The sequence below is a fragment of the Kitasatospora sp. NPDC002551 genome, from assembly GCF_040296005.1.
Taxonomy (GTDB): Bacteria; Actinomycetota; Actinomycetes; order Streptomycetales; family Streptomycetaceae; genus Kitasatospora.
In genome coordinates this window covers 166,452-182,130 of record NZ_JBEOWI010000002.1, presented here as the reverse complement: position 1 = coordinate 182,130, position 15,679 = coordinate 166,452, and the positions used below count along the sequence as shown (strand labels likewise).

General features: G+C 74.8%; 19 protein-coding genes. 7 read left to right on the top strand and 12 right to left on the bottom strand.

The window, feature by feature from the left end:
* Positions 1-30 precede the first annotated feature (30 nt).
* Entirely contained in the window at positions 31-435 is a 405-nt protein-coding gene (locus tag ABT093_RS03195) for a RidA family protein (protein WP_350559667.1), read from the bottom strand.
* Between the two features lie 193 nt (positions 436-628).
* On the opposite strand from ABT093_RS03195, the gene ABT093_RS03190 reads away from it, so the two are divergent.
* The gene (locus ABT093_RS03190; protein ID WP_350559664.1) at positions 629-1,234 is read left to right on the top strand and encodes a C40 family peptidase; all 606 of its coding nucleotides are present in this window, start codon (positions 629-631) and stop codon (positions 1,232-1,234) included.
* A 22-nt stretch (positions 1,235-1,256) separates the two neighbouring features.
* On the opposite strand, the gene ABT093_RS03185 is transcribed toward ABT093_RS03190, so the two are convergent.
* Positions 1,257-1,763 carry a MarR family winged helix-turn-helix transcriptional regulator gene (locus tag ABT093_RS03185; protein ID WP_350559661.1) on the bottom strand — a complete coding sequence of 169 codons (507 nt, stop codon included), beginning with the start codon at positions 1,761-1,763 and terminating at the stop codon, positions 1,257-1,259.
* A 62-nt stretch (positions 1,764-1,825) separates the two neighbouring features.
* On the opposite strand from ABT093_RS03185, the gene ABT093_RS03180 reads away from it, so the two are divergent.
* A complete protein-coding gene (locus tag ABT093_RS03180; RefSeq protein WP_502884109.1) occupies positions 1,826-2,245 on the top strand; it encodes a VOC family protein in 420 nt (139 codons plus the stop codon).
* 36 nt (positions 2,246-2,281) lie between these two features.
* Here the strand turns inward: ABT093_RS03180 and thrS are convergent, their stop codons facing one another.
* From thrS to ABT093_RS03155, 5 genes are all read right to left on the bottom strand, one after another.
* Positions 2,282-3,568, bottom strand: coding sequence for a threonine--tRNA ligase (gene thrS / locus ABT093_RS03175; protein ID WP_350559655.1), 1,287 nt, complete (start codon positions 3,566-3,568; stop codon positions 2,282-2,284).
* 217 nt (positions 3,569-3,785) lie between these two features.
* Positions 3,786-4,517 carry a leucine-rich repeat domain-containing protein gene (locus ABT093_RS03170; protein WP_350559652.1) on the bottom strand — a complete coding sequence of 244 codons (732 nt, stop codon included), beginning with the start codon at positions 4,515-4,517 and terminating at the stop codon, positions 3,786-3,788.
* A 128-nt stretch (positions 4,518-4,645) separates the two neighbouring features.
* Positions 4,646-4,852 (bottom strand): hypothetical protein, encoded by a 207-nt coding sequence (locus ABT093_RS03165; RefSeq protein ID WP_350559649.1) that lies wholly within the window; start codon positions 4,850-4,852, stop codon positions 4,646-4,648.
* A 240-nt stretch (positions 4,853-5,092) separates the two neighbouring features.
* Positions 5,093-6,505, bottom strand: a complete 1,413-nt coding sequence (gene lpdA, locus ABT093_RS03160; protein ID WP_350559646.1) for a dihydrolipoyl dehydrogenase — start codon at positions 6,503-6,505, stop codon at positions 5,093-5,095.
* A 165-nt stretch (positions 6,506-6,670) separates the two neighbouring features.
* Positions 6,671-8,161 (bottom strand): M28 family metallopeptidase, encoded by a 1,491-nt coding sequence (locus ABT093_RS03155; RefSeq protein WP_502884114.1) that lies wholly within the window; start codon positions 8,159-8,161, stop codon positions 6,671-6,673.
* 229 nt (positions 8,162-8,390) lie between these two features.
* Between ABT093_RS03155 and ABT093_RS03150 the strand changes: the two genes are divergently transcribed.
* The 3 genes from ABT093_RS03150 (at position 8,391) to ABT093_RS03140 (ending at position 10,638) form a co-directional block, all read left to right on the top strand.
* Positions 8,391-8,570 carry an antitoxin gene (locus ABT093_RS03150; RefSeq protein WP_350559643.1) on the top strand — a complete coding sequence of 60 codons (180 nt, stop codon included), beginning with the start codon at positions 8,391-8,393 and terminating at the stop codon, positions 8,568-8,570.
* A gap of 237 nt (positions 8,571-8,807) precedes the next feature.
* Positions 8,808-9,293, top strand: coding sequence for a cation:proton antiporter regulatory subunit (locus tag ABT093_RS03145; RefSeq protein ID WP_350559640.1), 486 nt, complete (start codon positions 8,808-8,810; stop codon positions 9,291-9,293).
* A gap of 7 nt (positions 9,294-9,300) precedes the next feature.
* The gene (locus ABT093_RS03140; RefSeq protein ID WP_350559637.1) at positions 9,301-10,638 is read left to right on the top strand and encodes a cation:proton antiporter; all 1,338 of its coding nucleotides are present in this window, start codon (positions 9,301-9,303) and stop codon (positions 10,636-10,638) included.
* Between the two features lie 61 nt (positions 10,639-10,699).
* Here the strand turns inward: ABT093_RS03140 and ABT093_RS03135 are convergent, their stop codons facing one another.
* Complete coding sequence (locus ABT093_RS03135; protein WP_350559634.1) at positions 10,700-10,888, bottom strand: hypothetical protein; 189 nt, start codon at positions 10,886-10,888, stop codon at positions 10,700-10,702.
* 88 nt (positions 10,889-10,976) lie between these two features.
* Here ABT093_RS03135 and ABT093_RS03130 point away from each other — a divergent pair, with 88 nt between their 5' ends.
* Positions 10,977-11,645 (top strand): TetR/AcrR family transcriptional regulator, encoded by a 669-nt coding sequence (locus ABT093_RS03130; protein WP_350559631.1) that lies wholly within the window; start codon positions 10,977-10,979, stop codon positions 11,643-11,645.
* 191 nt (positions 11,646-11,836) lie between these two features.
* Here ABT093_RS03130 and ABT093_RS03125 read toward each other — a convergent pair whose 3' ends face one another.
* The 4 genes from ABT093_RS03125 to ABT093_RS03110 form a co-directional block, all read right to left on the bottom strand.
* Entirely contained in the window at positions 11,837-12,157 is a 321-nt protein-coding gene (locus ABT093_RS03125) for a hypothetical protein (RefSeq protein WP_350559628.1), read from the bottom strand.
* A 142-nt stretch (positions 12,158-12,299) separates the two neighbouring features.
* On the bottom strand, positions 12,300-13,097 hold the full coding sequence (locus ABT093_RS03120) for a class I SAM-dependent methyltransferase (protein WP_350559625.1): 798 nt from the start codon (positions 13,095-13,097) through the stop codon (positions 12,300-12,302).
* Between the two features lie 20 nt (positions 13,098-13,117).
* Positions 13,118-13,318 (bottom strand): hypothetical protein, encoded by a 201-nt coding sequence (locus tag ABT093_RS03115; protein WP_350559622.1) that lies wholly within the window; start codon positions 13,316-13,318, stop codon positions 13,118-13,120.
* A 38-nt stretch (positions 13,319-13,356) separates the two neighbouring features.
* Complete coding sequence (locus ABT093_RS03110; RefSeq protein ID WP_350559619.1) at positions 13,357-14,748, bottom strand: MATE family efflux transporter; 1,392 nt, start codon at positions 14,746-14,748, stop codon at positions 13,357-13,359.
* Between the two features lie 211 nt (positions 14,749-14,959).
* Between ABT093_RS03110 and ABT093_RS03105 the strand changes: the two genes are divergently transcribed.
* Entirely contained in the window at positions 14,960-15,502 is a 543-nt protein-coding gene (locus ABT093_RS03105) for a PadR family transcriptional regulator (protein WP_350559616.1), read from the top strand.
* Positions 15,503-15,679: the final 177 nt, after the last annotated feature.

Here is a 15,679-nt window from a genome sequence, read left to right as displayed (position 1 = left end):
GGGAGCGGACCGGCGCCCCGGCCCCGGGCGTCAGCCCAGCACGGCGACCGCCTCGACCTCGACGAGCTGGTCGGTGTACCCGAGCACGGAGACGCCGAGCAGGGTGCTCGGCACGTCGTGCTCGCCGAGGTACGCGCGGTAGACGTCCCAGACGGCCACCAGGTCCGCCTGCCGGGAGGAGGCGACGTACACCGTGGTGCGCACCAGGTCGGTGAGCGCGGCGCCCTCGTCCTCCAGGACGGCGATCAGGTTCCGCATCACCTGGTGGGCCTGGCCGGCGTAGTCGCCCACCGCCACGGTGCGCCCCTCGGCGTCCAGCGGGCAGGCTCCGGCCAGCCAGAGCGAGCGGACCGGCGCCTCGACGGAGGCCGCGTAGGCGTAGTCGACGGCCTGGGTGAGCCGGTGGTTGCGGATCAGTCGGACGGCAGTGCTCATGGGTCCCTCCCGGATGGTCGTTCGGTCGTACCGCGCCCCATCGTTGGGATCGCCCGCCGGACCGTCAATCCATTTCCGGGCGCCGGCCCCGGCGGCCCGGGGCCCGCCGCCGCCGAATTCACCGGTGCGGGTGATGGCGGGTGCCCGCCCCGGCCGGGATCCTGGTGGTTCGCCGACGACCGAGGGGGCTCACGTGCCGTTCCCGCACCTCACCAGGACCTGGGGCCGCCGCCGGTTGCTGGGGCTCGCGCTGGGCGCGGGACTCGCCCCCGCCCTGGGCGCCGGGCCCGCCGCCTCGGCCGCGGACGCCGCCGGGGGCCCGGAGCAGCACCTCGCGCTCGGCCGCCGGGTGGCCGCCGTGGCCGCCGCGCAGATCGGGGTGCCGTACGCCTGGGGCGGCGGGGACCGCCTCGGCGCGAGCCTCGGCTTCTGCGACGAGGAGAACGGCTACCTGGACGGCCAGTGCCTGGGCGAGAGCACGGTCGGCTACGACTGCAGCGGGCTGTCGCTGTACTGCTGGTACCGGGCGAGCGCCGGCGCCGTCGAGCTCGCGCACTACACCGTCGCCCAGTACCACCGCTCGGCCCCGGTGGAGCGGTCCGCGCTGCTCCCCGGGGACCTGCTGTTCTTCTCCCGCCCCGACGCGCCGCTGCACCACGTGGGCCTGTGGGCCGGCGACGGCGCGATGATCCACGCCGAGCACACCGGCACCCTGGTCGCCCGCCTGGAGGGCGTGTTCGACGTCCCCCGCTGGTCCCGCGAGTTCGCCGGCGCCCGGCGCCCGCTGCCGCTCGACTGAGCGGCCGGGCGGCGCCGCGCTCTCAGGGGGCTCCCGGCAGGTGCGCGTGGACGCGGCCGAGCAGGTCGTGCAGGACCTGCCGTTCGGCCGCGCTCAGCGGGGCCAGCACCTCGTCCTGCACGTCCCGTGCCTCGGCGCACAGCTCGGCGAGCAGCGCCCGGCCGGCGTCGGTGACGGTGACCACGACGCGGCGGCGGTCCGCGGTGTCGCGGGCCCGTTCGACGTAGCCGTCGGCGGCCAGTCGGTCGGCGACCTTGGCCATGTCGCTGGGGTCCACCCGCAGCCGGCGGACCAGTTCGCGCTGCGCGTGCGGACCGAAGTCGGCCAGCACGGCGAGCACCGCCATGTCCCACAGCCGCAGCCCCCGGCGGGCGAGCCGCTCGGCCAGCCGGCCGCGGACCGCCTTGCCGGTGCGGGAGAGCAGGTAGGTGCTGAACTCCAGCAGGGTCGGTGGGGTCGCCAGGGCCGACGGGGCGGGCGGTGCGCCGTCCGGCGCCGGGGCGGTGACGGTGGATTCCTCGGAGGGCATGGGACGAGTCTAGGGTCTGCCCCTATAGTGGGTGCCGACCCACTATTGTCGTCGAGTCGAGGATGCCCGCCTTGGACGCCCTGTACCCCCGCCTGCTCGTCGCCGACTTCCCCGCCTGCTTCGGCTTCTACGACGCCGTCCTGCCACCGCTGACCGGCGCGGCCCTGGTCAAGGGCTCCCCCGAGGGCCCGTACGCCACCTGGGACCTCGGCGGCCAGGCCCTGCTCTCGCTGTTCGACCGCGGGCGGCTGGCCGCCGCCGTCGGCACCGCCGCGCCGCCCTCGGGGCCGGGCGCCGGCGCGCAGGACGACACGGTACTGGTCCTGCGCGTCGACGACGTCGACCGGGCCTTCGCCCGCTGCCTGCGGCACGGCGGCGCGCCGGTCACCGGCCCCGCCGACCGCCCGCAGTGGGGCCCGGGCCTGCGCACCGCCCATCTGCGCGACCCGGAGGGCCGGCTGGTCGAGCTCCAGTCGTACTGATGCCCGGCCGGCCGCCCGCGCGGACCCCGGCCGCCGTCACCCCCGCTCGCCGCCGGCGGCCTCCGGCCCGTCCCACAGGTCCGGCGCGCAGGCGCCGACCAGCGCGCCGATCCGGGCCAGGGCCTCCCCCACCGGCAGCGGGTCGAGCCGGCGGCCGTCGCGCAGGCGCAGCGCGAGCAGGCCGCCGACGGCCTCCCGGGGCCCGATGACCGCCTGGTACGGGACCAGCCGCGACTCCCGGATCCGGGCGCCGAGGCTGCCCCGCTCGGGTCCGGCGACCTCGACCCGCAGCCCGAGGTCCAGGCAGTGCCCGCGCACCCGCTCGGCCTGCTCCCGCTCCCCCTCGGACAGCGGCAGCAGCACCAGCTGGGTCGGCGCCAGCCAGGCCGGGAAGGCTCCGCGGTACAGCTCGATCAGGTGGGCGACCACCCGTTCGACGCTGCCGATGACGCTGCGGTGGACCATCACCGGCCGGTGCTTGGCACCGTCCGGCCCGGTGTAGCGCAGGCCGAACCGCTCCGGCTGGTGGAAGTCGATCTGCACGGTGGAGAGGGTGGACTCGCGTCCGGCCGCGTCGGCGATCTGGACGTCGATCTTCGGGCCGTAGAAGGCCGCCTCCCCCTCCACCGCCTCGAACGGCACCCCGGAGCGCCGCAGCACCTCGGTCAGCAGCGCGGTGGCCCGCTCCCAGAGCGCCGGGTCGGCCACGTACTTGCCGCCCGCGCCCGGCAGCGAGAGCCGGTGGCGCACCGGCCGGATGCCCAGGGCGCGGTGCGCCTCGCCGATCAGCTCCAGGGCGGCCACCGCCTCGTCGGCGGCCTGCTCGGGGGTGCAGAAGACGTGTGCGTCGTTCAGCTGGATGGCCCGCACCCGGGTCAGCCCGCCGAGCACGCCGGACAGCTCGGAGCGGTACATGCCGCCCAGCTCGGCGATCCGCAGCGGGAGTTCGCGGTGGCTGCGGGCGCGCGAGCGGTAGATCAGGGCGTGGTGCGGGCAGAGGCTGGGGCGCAGCACGACCTGCTCGGCGCCCAGGTCCATCGGCGGGAACATGTCGTCGCGGTAGTGCTGCCAGTGGCCGGAGATCTCGTACAGCTCGCGTTTGCCGAGGACCGGCGAGTAGACGTGGCGGTAGCCGGCGCGGCGCTCGCGGCCGCGGATGAACTCCTCCAGGGCGTGCCGGATCGCCGCGCCGTCGGGCAGCCAGTACGGGAGGCCGGATCCGATCAGCGGGTCGGTGTCGAAGAGTTCGAGTTCCCGGCCGAGCCGGCGGTGGTCGGGGGCCGGTGCGGGCGCGGCCCCGGCCGCGACGGGGTTGCTGCTCATGGCGGTGGTCTCCACTCGGGTCGGCGGGCGAGTGGACCGGTACGGCGAAGCCCCGGGGCACTCGCCCCGGGGCTTCGGACTAGATCAGCAGTCAGCGCGCCGGGACTCTCTCCGGCGTCGTCGTGAGGACGGCTGCGGCGCGCTTCATGGGAACGACGTTAGCAGCCCGGCGCCCGCGCGGGCGAGCGGCTTTCCCCGCGGGCCGCCCCGGGCGCCCTCAGTGCAGGACCCGGACGCCGCGCGCCACCAGGGCCGCGAGCAGCGCGGGGGGCGGCTCGACCGGATTCCAGCGCAGGTCCAGCTTCTCCAGCGCGGGCAGCGCCACCGGGTCCGCGAGCCAGTCCGGCAGGGCGGAGATCCGGTTGCCGCGCAGGTCGAGCCGGCGCAGCAGCGGAAGGCCGGCCAGCACCGGCGGCACCTCGGTGAACGCGTTCTCGCGCAGTTCGAGCTCGCGCAGTTCGGCGAGGCCGGCGAAGGAGTCCGGCAGGGCCGTCAGCGCGTTGCCGCGCAGCCAGAGTTCGTGCAGCGCGCGCAGGCCCCCGAGCGATCCGGGCAGCGCGGTCAGCCGGTTGTGCTGGGCGCGGAGTTCCACCAGGCCGGCCATCGCGCCGAGGGCGTCGGGGAGTTCGGCGAGGCGGTTCTCGCCGATGTTGAGGTAGCGCAGCGCGGCGAGCCGGCCGAGGGCCGCCGGGAGCGCGGTGAGCGCGTTGTCGTGCAGGTAGAGGAAGTCGGTGAGGCCGCCGAGGTCGCCGATCTCCTCCGGGACGGCGGTGATCCGGTTGTGCCCGAGGTCGAGGGTGCGCAGCCGGTGCAACCGGCCGACCGCGGGCGGGACTTCGGTGATGCCGGTGTCCGCGAGGACCAGCACCGTGAGGTCGGTGCGGTCCCAGACCCCGTCGGGCACGGTCCCGAGGTGCTGGCGCCAGAGGTTGAGGATGGTGTCGGTCACCCGGTCATCCTGCCGCACGGCTCCGTCCCGCCGGCCGGCACCGGCGGGGGGGGTCAGGGTGGTCGTCACACGGTGCTCCTGGTCGGAACAGGGCGGGAGGGGGTGCGCGGGGGCGGGCCGGCGGGCGGTCAGTCCTCGTAGGACACGGCGTAGCGGCAGTGCGCGGGGGCCGGGCGGCGCTCCTGGGCCACGGGCTCCGGGCCCGCCGTTGTACCGGCGCAGGGCCGGGGGGCGAGGAGGGTGACGCCCGGCGGGCGGCGGAGCACGGTCTCCCGCGCGGCGTCGGACGGCCGGTCGTGGCGGGTGTCGTCGGTGAGCGTCCGGTCCTCGGGCATGGTGTGGTGTCCTTCCGGTCGCGGCGGGGGCCTCGGACGGTCCCGCCCGCTGCTCCAGTCCATCCCCGCCGACGGCCGAAGGCACCGGCTCTTGACGCACGGGCTACGCGGATCCGGCCCGCTTTGACGGCACCTTGACGAACCGTGTCACCGGGCGGGTGGGAGCGGGAGGGGAAACGCGAGGGGCCCGTCCGGCGGGGGTGGTCCCCCGCCGGACGGGCCCGGCACCGGAAGGTGCGATCACATGTTGATCATGTGGCCGGCCAGTCCGTGGATGGCCTCCTTGACCGCCTCGCCGAGGGTCGGGTGGGCGTGCACGTTGCGGGCGACCTCGTGCACGGTGAGGTCCCACTGCTGGGCCAGCGTCAGCTCCGGCAGCAGCTCGGTGACCTCGGGCCCGATCAGGTGGGCGCCGAGCAGCTCGCCGTGGGTGTTGTCGCAGATGACCTTGACGAAGCCGGTCGGGTGGCCGAGGCCGTGCGCCTTGCCGTTGGCGGTGAACGGGAACTTGGCGACCTTGACGTCGTGGCCCAGGTCACGGGCCTGCGCCTCGGTGTAGCCGAAGCTCGCGATCTGCGGCTGGCAGTAGGTGGCGCGCGGGATCATGGCGAAGTCCACCTCCATGGTCTGCGCGTCGCCGATGGTCTCGGCGGCGATCACGGCCATCGCCTCGGCGGCGTGCGCCAGCATCAGCTTGGCGGTGACGTCGCCGATGGCGAAGATGTGCGGGACGTTGGTCCGGCCGCGGCCGTCGACCGCGATCGCGCCGCGCTCGGTCAGCTTGACCCCGGTGTTCTCCAGGCCGTAGCCGTGCACGCGCGGGGCGAAGCCGATCGCCTGGAGCACCTTGTCGGCCTCCAGCACCTGCTGCTGGCCGTCCTTGGCGGTGACGGTGACCTTGACCTTGGCGGCCGGGTCCTTGTCGTCGATGGAGTCGACCCGGGTCGAGGTGAGCACCTGGATGCCGAGCTTGCGGTACTGCTTGGCCAGCTCGGCGGAGACCTCGGCGTCCTCCAGCGGGACCATCCGGTCGAGGAACTCGACGATGGTGACCTGCACGCCGTAGTTGTGCAGCACGTAGGCGAACTCGACGCCGATCGCGCCGGCGCCGGCGATGATGATGCTGCCGGGCAGGTCCTCGGTGAGGATCTGCTCCTCGTAGGTGACCACGCGCTCGCTCAGACTGGTGCCGGGCAGCAGCCGGGTGGTGGCACCGGCGGCGATGACGCAGTGATCGAAGGTGACGACCTCGAAGCCGCCGCCGTTGAGGGCGACCTGCAGGGTGTGATCGTCGACGAAGGTGCCGCGGCCGTCGTACTCGGTGATGCCGTTCTTCTTCATCAGGTAGTGGACGCCCTTGACGCGGCCGTCGGCGACGGTGCGGCTGCGCTTGAAGGCCTCGCTGTAGTCGAAGGTCACCTGGCCCTCGACCTTGATGCCGAAGGTCTTGGCCTCCTTGGTGACGATGTGCGCGAGTTCCGCGTTGCGCAACAGAGCCTTGGAGGGGATGCAACCGACGTTCAGGCAGACCCCGCCCCAGTACTTCGACTCGACGACGGCGACCTTCAGGCCGAGCTGGGCGGAGCGGACGGCCGCGGTGTAGCCTCCGGGGCCGGCGCCGAGGACGACGACGTCGTAGTGCGTGCTGCTCATGGTGCTGACTCCTCCGAGGGTGTCACGGTGTCGTGATCTCGGTGCCATGGTGTCAGGCCACTGCCCCGCGCACCCATCGGACCCCCGCCGTCGCAGGTCCGACCGGGTTGCCGGCCCGGCCCCCCGCGCCCACCGTGCGGGGGCGGGGGGCCGGGCCGGGCCGGGTCAGGCGTCGACCTCGTGCGCGTGGCCCTCCTGGAGGCCGCCGCCCTCGGTGCGTTGCGGGGTGACGGGGGCGCGCAGCGAGGAGAGGTCCCAGGCGTAGGTGCCCACCGAGTCCGCGATGACGTCGATGTTGACGTCGAAGGCGGTCATGTCCAGGTTCCTCAGGTCGTCGCAGGCTTTGTGGTAGCAGGGGTCGAAGGCCTGGCCGGCCGTCCCGCCGTACTTCGCGGCCTGGGCGGGGGTCTTGATCACCTCGGCGCCGGTGTCGGTGCCGCCGGCCGGGATGCCCGCGTCGATGAACGGACCGTAGTCGGAGCGGCCGGTGAAGTCGGTGCCCTCGTGCGGCAGGCCGCGCCGGTCGAGGTAGTCGGTGATGTGCCGCTCCAGCTGCGCGGAGCCGTCCGGGCCGGGGCCGGATCCCACGTGGTCGGAGTCGTCGCCGTCGTAGACGAACTGCGCGGAGTTGGGCGAGGCGATCATGTCGAAGTTCAGGTAGAGCTTGATCTTCTTCCGGTCGGCCTCGGAGAGCGACTTCACGTAGGCCGCGGATCCGCGCAGGCCGAACTCCTCGGCGGACCACCAGGCGAACCGGACCTTGTTCTTCACCGGGTGGTCGGCGAGGTTCCTGGCGACCTCCAGGATGCCGGCCGAGCCGGAGCCGTTGTCGTTGATGCCGGGGCCGGCCAGCACCGAGTCGAGGTGCGAGCCGATCAGGACGGTGTTGGCGGGGTCGCCGCCGCGGGTCTCGGCGATGACGTTCCAGGTCGTGCGCTTCTCCATGAAGGTGCGGATGTCCAGGGCGACGGTGACCGGGCCGGCCGCCGCCTTCGCCGCGAGCGCCTGCCCGGCGGCCTGGGAGACGCCGCCGGTCGGGATCCGCCCGAGTCCGGGCTCGCCGAGGGTGCCGTTGAGGTCGCCCTCGACATTGTTGTAGATCACCGCGCCGAGGGCGCCCGCGTCCGCCGCCGCGGCCTGCTTGACCGCGAAGCCGCAGCCGCCGCGCCGGATCAGCGCGATCCGGCCGGTGAACGCGCCGGGGGCGTAGTCGGCGGCCTCGCAGCCGGTGGTGGCGTCGACCGGGACGACCGCGAGGGCGGCGGTCAGGCCGCCCTCCGGTCCGCCGGCCGAGTAGGTCATCGCCTTGATCGCGATGTCCTCGGCCTGCGGGGAGACCACCGAGAGCCGCTCGGACAGCTCCTGGAAGAACGTGTACTCGAACTCCTGCTTGGAGACCTTGAGCCCGGCCCGGCGGGCCTGCTCGTACACGTAGCGCGCGGACTGGTCGTGGCCGGCCGAGCCGGCCACCCGGTTGCCGCCGTTGCGGCGGGCGATCCGCTGGAGCGCCTGGAGGGTCTCGTGGGCGTCCTCCGCGCTGCTCTCCTGCGCCAAACGGGTGGCCAGCCTGGCGCCCTTGCGGGCCGGGTCCGGGTCGGCGGCGGCGCTGCCGGTGCCGACCAGCAGCAGCGGGGTCACCAGCGCCGCCACCGCCAGCGCGGCGCCCGCGGTGCGGCGGGTGGGGGCGGCGTGGGGGCGGAGGATGGCGGCCGGGCGACCGGTCCGAGCGTTCAAGGCTTGTCCTTCCGACGGTCCGTGGGACTCCCGATTTGACATGCTCCCCGATCCCTTGCCAACCCCGGTGCCCAAGCTGACCGGATGCGGACACCCCCCGGTGCGGCGATGCTGGGAGAGGTGGGGCCGTCTCATCCGGGAGTGTGACCACATGTCCATGCTGGATAAGCTCAAGAACATGCTCAAGGGCCATGAGGACCAGGCCGAGAAGGGCGTCGACAAGACCGGCGACATGGTCGACGAACGTACGCAGGGCAAGTACAGCGGCCAGGTCGACACGGGCCAGGAGAAGCTCAAGGACCAGCTGCGCGACGACCGCCCGCCGCAGTAGCCCGCCCCCTTCCCTCACGCGGGCCGTCACGCAGTCCGGCCCGCCGCCCCGGTTCGTGTGCGCGCTTCCCGTGCGCCCACGGGCCGGGGCTCTATTTTCAGACTTTACACACTCATTACTATTAGTCCGGTTGCGCGTTCGCGTCTCACACGCGGTCAGGCGCCGGCGTCCCCGTGCTCCTGCGCGCCCGCGTCGCGCGCAGCCTCCTGGGAGCCCCCTGACGAGAGGACAGCCGCCGTGTCGATCGCCCGTGTCCGGACCACCCCGCTTCCCGGTGTCGGCGTCCAGTACGACCTCACCACCCGAGAACAGCGGCACCTGTCCGTGATCGCCCACCGGGACGGCTCACGCAGTCTCAACGTCTACCGCTCGGACGACCCGGACGCCTGCTCGCAGGCCTTCCGGCTCACCGCCGAGGAGTCCGCCGCCCTGGTCGACGCCCTGACCCCGGCCCACCACAACCCGGCCATGCTGCACACCACCGACCTCGGCCTGGTCGCCGAGCGGCTCCCGGTGGACGGCGCCTCGTACTGGAACGGGCGGCTGCTCGGCGAGACCCGGATGCGCACCGAGACCGGCGCCTCGATCGTCGCCGTGCTGCGGCGCACCGGCGCCGTCCCCTCCCCCGCCCCGGACTTCCGGCTGGCGGGCGGCGACACGCTCATCGTGATCGGCACCCGCGAGGGTGTGGACGCGGCGGCGGCGATCCTGGAGCGGGGGTGATCGGGGGGTGCACACCGCCACCGTCTTCATCGAGCTCGGCTCGGTCATCCTCGTCCTCGGCCTGCTCGGCCGGATCGCCGGCCGCTACGGCTTCTCACCGATCCCGCTCTACCTGCTCGGCGGCCTCGCCTTCGGCACCGGCGGCCTGCTGCCGCTGAGCGCCAGCGAGGAGTTCGTGGCCACCGGCGCCGAGATCGGCGTCGTCCTGCTGCTGCTGATGCTGGGTCTGGAGTACACCGCCGCCGACCTGGTCACCAACCTCAAGGCCCAGTACCCGGCCGGCGCGGTCGACTTCCTGCTGAACGCGATACCCGGCGCGGTCGCCGCGCTGCTGCTCGGCTGGGGCCCGGTGGCCGCCGTGGTGCTGGCCGGCGTCACCTGGATCTCCTCGTCCGGCGTGATCGCCAAGGTGCTCGGCGACCTCGGCCGGCTCGGCAACCGGGAGACCCCGGTGATCCTCAGCATCCTGGTGCTGGAGGACCTCGCGATGGCCGTCTACCTGCCGATCCTCACCGCCCTGCTGGCCGGGGCCGGCCTGGTCGCGGGTTCCGTCACCCTGGCCATCGCGCTCGCCACCGCCGGCGCGGTGCTCTTCGTCGCGCTCCGCTACGGCCGGCTGATCTCGCGGTTCGTCTCCCACGACGACCCGGAGAAGCTGCTGCTGGTGGTGCTCGGGCTGACCCTGCTAGTCGCGGGCATCGCGCAGCAGCTCCAGGTGTCGGCGGCGGTCGGCGCGTTCCTGGTGGGCATCGCGCTCTCCGGCGAGGCCGCCGAGGGAGCGCACACCCTGCTCAGCCCGCTGCGGGACCTCTTCGCCGCGGTGTTCTTCGTCTTCTTCGGCCTCAGCACCGACCCGACCAGCATCCCGCCGGTGCTGCTCCCGGCCCTGCTGCTCGCCGTGGTCACCGCGCTCACCAAGGTCGCGACCGGCTACTGGGCGGCCCGCCGCGCCGGGATCGCCACCCGCGGCCGGTGGCGGGCCGGCGGGGCGCTGGTGTCACGCGGCGAATTCTCCATCGTCATCGCCGGGCTCGCCGTCACCGCCGGGATCGAGCCCGGCCTCGGCCCGCTGGCCACGGCGTACGTGCTGATCCTGGTGGTCACCGGCCCGCTGGCCGCCCGCTACACCCAGCCGGCGGTGGAGCGCCTGGGCGCCGTCCTCGCCCGGCGCCGCCGTCCCTGGACGCCCGAAGCGCGCATTCCCGCGCAGAGCACGGGCGCGGGCACGGACGTGGGCACCGGCACGGACGCCGGGGCCGACGGCGCGAGCGCGGACGGCGCGGAGCCGGTGGAGGACCCGCTGGACGACGAGTCCGGCCAGCCGGTCGACGGCCTGTCGCGCTGATGCCGAGCGGTTCCTGAACGGCGCGCCCGCGCGCCGGCCGGACACCCTGCCCCCGGGCGGGTCACCTCGGGTGGTCCCCCTGGGGGCTTCGTCCGTCCTCGGCCCGCCCGCCGTCCGCCGCCGGCACCCCGACGGCGGGCGCGCCGCTGCCGCAGTGCTCGCAGGGGCCGGGGCCGGACCGCTCGCGCAGCCGCCCGCACTCGTCGCAGACCCGGTCCAGCCAGCAGGCCGGTTCGCCGCCCTCGTCCATGCCGCGATTGTGCCCGCCGGACGGCCACCGGCGCGAGAGGCGCGGACACGAGTAGACAGTGTCTACTCGATCTTGATAGACACGTTCCATGACCTCACGGGACACCACCACCGGCCTGCGCGCCCGCCTGGTCGCGGCCGGGGTCGAGCTGCTCGCCCGGGAGGGCGTGCACGCGCTCACCCTGCGCGAGATCGCCCGCCAGGCCGGCGTCTCGCACGGCGCGCCGCGCCGCCACTTCGCCAGCCACGCCGAGTTGCTCGCGGCCATCGCCGGGCACGGCTTCGGCGAACTGGCCGAGGCCCTCGGCCTCCGGGGCGGCGGCGCGCGGGACAACGGCACACGGGAGGGCGGTGCACGGGAACGCGGTGCACGGGAGGCGCTCGCCGTCCACGGGCCCGCCGAGGCGCGCGACCGGCTCGAACGGCTCGCCCGCGGCTACCTCGCCTTCGCGGCCGACCGGCCGGGGATGTTCGAGCTGATGTTCCGCCACGACGTCCTGGAGGGCAGCGGCACCGAGCTGCGGAGCACCTCGCTCCCCCTGTTCGAGGCGCTCACCCGACTGGTCGCCGCCGTCCACCCGCCCACCGACGGCGACGCCCCTTCGCCGACGGCGGTCGCGGCCGCCCTCTGGGCCAACCTGCACGGCCTCGCCCAGCTCCGCGCCTGGGGCAGCCTCGGTCTCGCGACCGGGAGCGACGACCTCGAACCCGTCCTGCGGGCCACCCTCGACGCCCACCTCGGCCCGGCGCCCCGCTGAGCCGGGCCGACCCGGAGCCGCCAGGTGCCGCCGCCGGCGGCCGGGCCCCGTCGGCCGCGGAACGGCCCGGCCCGGCCGCGGTTGCGCAGCCGGGCCGAGCGGGGGCCACGCCGGTCAGCGGCCCCGGGTGGCGCCGTCGCAGGAACGGGCGAGCACGTTCGACGCGTCCCCGTCCGGCTCGTCGCCCCGGATCACCCCGCCGATCCGCCGTCGGGCGCGTCGGCCGCCGGCCCTTGAGCGTCCGTGCCGACAACGGGCCAGCCCGCGCCCTTGCCGAAGGCGAGCCAGCTCGGATCCGCGGCGGCGGACCAGTTCGGATTCGGGGCGGCGGCGGACCAGTTCGAATCCGTGGCGGGGGCCGGCCATTTGCCGTCCGTTCCGGCGGTGGGCCAGGTGGCGTCCGCAGCGGCGGCGGGCCAGTTCGCATCCGTGTCGAGAGCGGCGGCGGCACCGACGCCGGTCAGGCACAGGACCGTGGCAACGGCACCGGCCACGCACAGCAGTCGTCTCATGGGAGGACCTCCTCGATGGGGTTGGGACTCCGCCAACGGTTCCCGTACGATCCACCCCGGTAACCGGCCATTCGCAGGAACACGTCAGGCCAGGACCTCCACCACCCTCCGGAGGACCCGCGCCGTGCGCCCGCGCGGTGGTTCAGCGGCGGGTGCAGAAGGTGGCGGTGTCGCGGTTGCCGAGCCAGCGGAGGGTGAGGGGGCAGTGGGACACGGGCCGCCAGTGGGCGGCGATTTCGGCGAAGAACGCCGGATCGGCGCACATGCCGCCGGGGCGGTCGCCGAGGTAGAGCAGGCCCGGGCCCCGGTCGGCGCGCAGGGTCTCGGCGGCCATCGGGTCGCGGTGCGGAGGCCAGAGCAGGGCGAGCACCCGGCCGGGGTGGGCGGCGGCGTCCTCGGCGGCCCGGCCGGGGCGGACCTCGGTGTACCGGAAACTGTCGGTGAACCCGTTGCGCTCGGTACGGGCCTCGACGTCGGTGGCCAGCACGTCGAGGCCACGGGCCCGCAGCAGCCAGGCCCAGTAGCCGCTGCCCGCGCCGACCTCCAGCAGGCCGCGGCCGTCGAGGCGGTCGGCGATCCATTCCACGGCGGTGCGGGAGGCCAGGGCCCAACTGTAGACCCGGGACAGCTCCTGGCGCCGGGGCAGCGGCGGGCCGCGTTCGGCGGGGAGGTGGTCGAACACCTCGACCACCGGCCGCGCCCGGCTGCCGTGGCGCAGCGCGGGATACCACAGCAACGGCACCATCTGCGGGTTGTGCGCGGCGAACTCGACGTCCTGCGCGGGCAGCAGGTCGCCGAGTTGCCGGACGGGCCGGCCCCAGCCGGGGTGGTACAGCTCGGTGCGGCCCGCCCAGAGGCGGATCAGCCGCTCGGCCGTTCCGGCGACCATCAGGGCGGTGGGGTCGCCGGGACGTTCGGGCCGCACCCTCGTCTCGGTCACGGGCGGTGTCCGGTGGCGGGTCAGAGCGCCATGTGGTCCTGGACGGCGAGCCCGTCCGGGCCGTCGCCGGCCTGGCCGAGCATGGCCATGTCCGCCTCGACGACGATGCCGGGCGCGGTGGCGGACTCCTGGACCGCGCTGATGCCGCTCACCACCGCGGCGGCCGCGAGCGCGGCGGTGGCGGCACCGATCAGGGCGGTGTGACGACTGCCCAGCTCCATGGCTCCACCTTCGGTTTCGGAGATCGATCGTGTGCAGGTCAGGCGGGTGCCTTTCGATCGCTCAAGCGAATTTCTGACGCCCGTTCAGGAAGGCCGTGGGCGGCTCCGGCGGCCACGGCGGTCGCGGCCGCCGGTCGGGGGCGGGGCAGCAGGAGACGGAGCAGGGCGAGCTGGACAACGGCCCCGAGCGCCATTCCGGCCCAGAGGCCGTGGACGCCGAGCGGAGCCGACAGCGCGGCGCCGCAGCCGAGCTGGGCGGCGAGGCCGAACAGCACCGCGAGCACCAGCGGCCGGCCGGCGCCGGTCGCCTGGTGGACGCCCCCGAGGGCGACCACCAGCGCGTAGGGCAGCAGGTAGAGGCCGGCCATCCGCAGGAAGCCGACCGCCTGGCCGGCCACCGCCGGGTCGTCGGTGAACAGGGCGGCGACCGGCACCGCGGCCGTCGCGCAGAGCACCGCGGCGCCCGTGCCGAGGGCGGCGGCCAGCCGGGCGACGTCACGCCCGAGGGAGCGCACGGCCTCGGCGGAGCCGGTCCCCGCCGGGCGGGCGGCCCCGGTCAGCCGGGCGGCCTCGATCGCGGCGGCCTGCCGCACGGCGTAGAAGGCCATGGTGACGACCAGCAGGACGCGGTAGCCGACCCCGTACCCGGCCACGGCGGACACGCCGAAGGAGGAGACCAGCGCGAGCTGCGCCGCCCCGACGCCCATCCGCGCGGTGAAGTCCAGGCCGAACGGCGCTCCGGTGGCGGTGATCGCCCGCGCCTCGGACCACAGCCCGCCCGCCGGAGCAGGCAGCCGGCGGCGTCGCCGGAGCAGCAGGGTGACCGCGAGGGCGGCCGCCCGGGAGGCGGCCAGTGCGAGCGCGGCGCCGGTGACGCCGAGCGCGGGGAACGGACCGGGTCCGAGGATCAACAGCGGGTCCAGGACGAGCAGCAGGGCGTTGGAGAGCAGCGCGGCCCGCATCGGGGTCCGGGTGTCGCCGACGCCCTTGAACAGCTCGTCGGCGACGCGCTGGCCGAAGAACAGCACGAAGGCCGGGAAGGCCACGGAGAACCAGTCGGCGGCGAGCGCGGCGGCCTCGCCGTCCAGGAAGGCTTCGGCGAGCCGCTGACGGAGCAGGAAGCCGGGGACGGCGAGGGCGAGGCCGCCCAGGGCGCAGAGCCGCCAGGCGGCGCGGGCGACGCGCCCGGCCCCGTCCCGGTCCCCGGCGCCGTGGGCCCGCGCGAGTCGCACGGTCACCCCCGAGGAGACCACCAGGACCAGGCCGAGCAGGACGTTCTCCACGGTGCCGGCCAGGGTGACGGCCGCGACCGCCGGTCCGCCCAGCCCGGCCACCCAGAAGGTGCCGACGACCGACGCGACCACCCCCGACAGCAGCTCGCCGTAGACCGGTCCCGCCAGTGCGACGAGCCGTGGCAGATGCCCCCGCATGGTTCCTCCCCCGTTGTCCGTCCCCGTGGTCCCGCCCGCTGGCGCCGCGGTCCCCGCGCAGCGCCGGATCCGGCGCTGCGCCTCGAATAGAGATACCTCGAATCGATGCACCTCGACAAGAGGTAGGATTCCTCCGCACGAGGGCGCGCGGTGCACGGGGCGCGCTCGCCGGATCGGACGGAAACGCCACGACGACGGGAGGGCCTCGACGGTGCTGACGCTCGCGATCCTCGGATTCCTGTACGACGAACCGCTGCACGGCTATCAGCTGAAGTCCCGGATCACCGGCCTGACCGGCCACGTCCGGCCGGTCAGCGACGGCGCCCTCTACCCCGCCATCGCCCGCCTGGAGAAGGCCGGCCTGCTGCGGCGGCGCAGCGAGCCGGGCAGCGGGGCCGTCCCCCGCCAGGTCCTGGAGCCGACCGCCGAGGGGCGGGCCGAGCTGGAACGCCGGCTGACCGATCCGGAGGAGGTCGAGATCTCCGACCAGATTCGTTTCTTCACCGTCGCGGCCTTCCTGGACCGACTGGCCGACCCGGCCCGGCAGGCCGCGGTGCTGCGGCGCCGGCTCGCCTTCCTGGAGGCACCGAGCAGCTTCTTCTACGACGCCGAGGGCCGGCCGGTCACCGCCGAGCGCGAGCCCAACCCGTTCCGGCGGGGCATGCTGCTGGTCGCCCGCGCCTCCGGGGCGGCCGAGCGGGCGTGGCTGACGGAGACCATCGCCGAACTGGAGCGCGCGGCACCGAACGCCTGAGCGGGGAAAACCCCTGCTCCGCCGGGGTTCCGAACCGGTGCGGCGTGGCTATGATGAGCCGCCACACACCACGGCCGATCCGTCCGGTACCACGGCACCGCCGCGCGTGACCAGGTCGCGGGCCCACCCGCGAACTCCGTCCCGTCCCGAGGGAGACCGCCGTGCCCAGTGCCGAGA

Bases quoted from the DNA above. Each gene is read 5' to 3' on its own strand.
- ABT093_RS03135 (WP_350559634.1), bottom strand. From the start codon at position 10,888: ATGGACGAGGGCGGCGAACCGGCCTGCTGGCTGGACCGGGTCTGCGAC.
- ABT093_RS03165 (WP_350559649.1), bottom strand. From the start codon at position 4,852: ATGCCCGAGGACCGGACGCTCACCGACGACACCCGCCACGACCGGCCG.
- thrS (WP_350559655.1), bottom strand. From the start codon at position 3,568: ATGAGCAGCAACCCCGTCGCGGCCGGGGCCGCGCCCGCACCGGCCCCC.
- ABT093_RS03150 (WP_350559643.1), top strand. From the start codon at position 8,391: ATGTCCATGCTGGATAAGCTCAAGAACATGCTCAAGGGCCATGAGGAC.
- ABT093_RS03125 (WP_350559628.1), bottom strand. From the start codon at position 12,157: ATGAGACGACTGCTGTGCGTGGCCGGTGCCGTTGCCACGGTCCTGTGC.
- ABT093_RS03115 (WP_350559622.1), bottom strand. From the start codon at position 13,318: ATGGAGCTGGGCAGTCGTCACACCGCCCTGATCGGTGCCGCCACCGCC.
- ABT093_RS03180 (WP_502884109.1), top strand. From the start codon at position 1,826: ATGCCCGCCTTGGACGCCCTGTACCCCCGCCTGCTCGTCGCCGACTTC.
- ABT093_RS03195 (WP_350559667.1), bottom strand. From the start codon at position 435: ATGAGCACTGCCGTCCGACTGATCCGCAACCACCGGCTCACCCAGGCC.
- ABT093_RS03185 (WP_350559661.1), bottom strand. From the start codon at position 1,763: ATGCCCTCCGAGGAATCCACCGTCACCGCCCCGGCGCCGGACGGCGCA.
- lpdA (WP_350559646.1), bottom strand. From the start codon at position 6,505: ATGAGCAGCACGCACTACGACGTCGTCGTCCTCGGCGCCGGCCCCGGA.
- ABT093_RS03130 (WP_350559631.1), top strand. From the start codon at position 10,977: ATGACCTCACGGGACACCACCACCGGCCTGCGCGCCCGCCTGGTCGCG.
- ABT093_RS03110 (WP_350559619.1), bottom strand. From the start codon at position 14,748: ATGCGGGGGCATCTGCCACGGCTCGTCGCACTGGCGGGACCGGTCTAC.